The organism is Bacteroidetes bacterium SB0662_bin_6 (assembly GCA_009839485.1).
GTDB lineage: Bacteria > Bacteroidota > Rhodothermia > Rhodothermales > VXPQ01 > VXPQ01.
Genome location: VXPQ01000052.1, coordinates 1 through 2946, shown reverse-complemented (window position 1 = coordinate 2946; position 2946 = coordinate 1). Strand labels below are relative to the sequence as shown.

The window sequence follows — 2946 nt, the reverse complement described above, 5'->3', positions numbered from 1 at the left end:
GGCGGATCCGGCAAGTCCTCGCTTACCGACGAACTGGTGCGCCGCTTCCGTCTCTGCTTCGAGAATCGACTGCGCATAGCGGTCATTGCCGTGGATCCGACCCGCCGAAGGACCGGCGGTGCGCTGCTCGGCGATCGCATACGCATGAACGCGATCGACCATCCGCACATCTTCATGCGATCACTGGGCACCCGCGCCTCGGGCCGTGAAATTCCCGCCGCCCTGCCAGGGATCCTCGCGGCCGTCCAACTCGCGGGCTTCGACCTGATCATCGTGGAAACTTCCGGCATCGGCCAGGGCGACGCCGCGATCACGTCCCATGCGGACGCCAGCCTCTACGTCATGACGCCGGAATTCGGCGCGGCGACGCAACTCGAGAAGATCGACATGCTGGATTTCGCCGATGTGGTCGCGATCAACAAGTACGACCGTAAAGGCGCCGCCGACGCCCTGCGGGACGTCCGCAAGCAGATGATCCGGAACCGGGAGGCGTTCGGGACCGATCCCGCGGCGATGCCCGTATACGGGGCGATCGCCTCTCGGGTCAACGACGATGGAGTCACGGCGCTGTTCCATGGCATTCTGGGTGCGCTGCAGGACAAGGGCTTCGGCGAATGGGTGGATGGCTGGGGCGAGGCGCGGATTCCCGGAATCGAGACCAGCACGCCGTCCCGCTCGGCCGCCGTCATTCCCGGGTCGCGTGTCCGCTACCTGGCCGAGATCGCCGAAACCGTCCGCGCGTATCACGCACGGGTCGGGCTTCAGGCCAGGACCGCCAGGGAACGGCAGAGGCTTCGCGATGCGCTGCGCATGCTGGAGGAAGCCGGCAACGACAGCGGCGGAAAAACGGGATCCGGACTGAGATCGCTGATCCGGCGGCGCGAAGCCGCGCTTGACGATGAAAGCCGGGCGCTGCTGGAGGAATGGCCCGCAGTCCACTCGGCCTATTCGGGCAAGGAGCACCGCCAGGTCACTCCCGGGGGCGAAGTTCGCACTTCGCTGAGCTACACGACCCTGTCAGGCAATGTAATGCGCAGGGTGGCCCTGCCCCGCTATGGCGACGACGGCGACCTGCTGCGCTGGCTGATGCGCGAGAACCTGCCGGGGCGCTTTCCCTTCACGGCCGGCGTGTTCGCCTTCAAGCGCACCGGCGAAGAACCCCTGAGGATGTTCGCGGGCGAAGGCGATCCGGAGCGCACGAACCGGCGCTTTCACTACCTGTCGCGGCACTCCGAGGCAAAACGCCTTTCCACGGCCTTCGATTCGGTCACGCTCTACGGGTTCGATCCCGACCACCGTCCGGACATCTACGGCAAGGTCGGTAATTCGGGCGTTTCCATCGCCACGCTCGACGACATGAAGGCGCTCTACCGGGGCTTTGAATTGTGCAATCCGTCGACCTCCGTCTCGATGACCATCAACGGTCCGGCCCCCACCATCCTCGCCATGTTCCTGAACACCGCGATCGACCAGCAGCTCGATGCGTTTGCCGATGCGAACGGACGGCCGCCGGAGCCGGAAGAGTCCGCCGAAATCAGGGCCGATGCGCTGAAACGCGTGCGCGGCACGGTGCAGGCCGACATTCTCAAGGAGGATCAGGGGCAGAACACCTGCATTTTCTCGACCGAGTTCAGCCTGCGGATGATGGGCGACGTCCAGCAGTTCTTCATCCGCAACCAGGTCCGGCATTTCTATTCCGTTTCCATCTCCGGCTACCACATCGCCGAGGCCGGCGCCAATCCCATCAGTCAACTGGCCTTCACGCTGGCCAACGGCTTTACCTATGTCGAGGCTTATCTCGCGCGCGGCATGAAGATCGACGAATTCGCGCCGAATTTCTCGTTCTTCTTCTCCAACGGGATGGACCCGGAATACTCGGTGCTGGGACGGGTCGCCCGCCGCATCTGGGCCGTGGCCATGCGCGACCGCTACGGCGCCAGCGAGCGCAGCCAGAAGCTCAAGTACCACGTGCAGACCTCGGGCCGCTCCCTGCATGCCCAAGAAATCGAGTTCAACGACATCCGCACCACTCTGCAGGCGCTGATCGGCGCCTACGACAACTGCAACAGCCAGCACACGAACGCCTACGACGAGGCCATCACCACGCCGACCGAGGAAAGCGTTCGGCGGGCGGTGGCGATACAGCTCATCATCAACCGCGAGTGGGGCCTGGCGCGCAGCGAAAACCCGAACCAGGGGTCCTTCATCATCGAGGAACTCACGGACCTGGTAGAAGAACAGGTATTACGGGAATTCGAACGGCTTTCCGAACGGGGCGGCGTTCTGGGGGCGATGGAGACCGGCTATCAGCGCGGGCGGATCCAGGACGAATCGCTTGAATACGAGCAGCGCAAGCACGACGGCAGCCTGCCCATCGTAGGAGTCAACACCTTCCTGCGTGAAGGGCCGGGCCAGGCGGACACGACGACGATACCTCTGGCCCGCTCCACCGCGGAGGAGAAGGAAGGCCAGATTCGCCGGCTGGCTGCGTTTCACGAAGCGCACGCCGACGAGGCGGCGGCCATGCTGGAACGCCTGAGGCAGGCCGCAATGGCCGACGCCAACGTGTTCGAAGTCCTGATGGAAGCGGTGCGGTGCTGCTCCCTGGGACAGATCACCGATGCGCTTTTCGAGGTCGGCGGCCAGTACCGCCGCAATATGTAAACCCGGGAGCGAGGGCATGTCCCTCGCGGCGTCCCACTCTCGACGAGGGCGGGACGCCCTCGCACCCAGGGTCAGGAAGAACGAGCGGCGGCCAGGATCAGGTCGGCGCAGGCCTGCGGCTCGGTCACCATCGCGTCGTGGCCGGTCGCAAGTTCCTCATAGCGCCACGCAGGGTGCTCCTTCGCGAACATCGCGTGGTCCCTTATTCCGCTGAACGGCATTTCGGGGTCGGTGCAGCGGATGAAGGTCCTGGGCACGCCTTCCTCGCCGCCGTTCTCGAAC

At 64.9% G+C, this 2946-nt stretch carries 1 protein-coding gene; it reads left to right on the top strand.

The window, feature by feature from the left end; genetic code table 11:
• Positions 1 to 2664, top strand: a 2664-nt coding sequence (locus F4Y00_10215; protein MYE05330.1) for a methylmalonyl-CoA mutase, incomplete at its 5' end; no start/stop codon positions are given.
• Positions 2665 to 2946 lie beyond the last annotated feature (282 nt).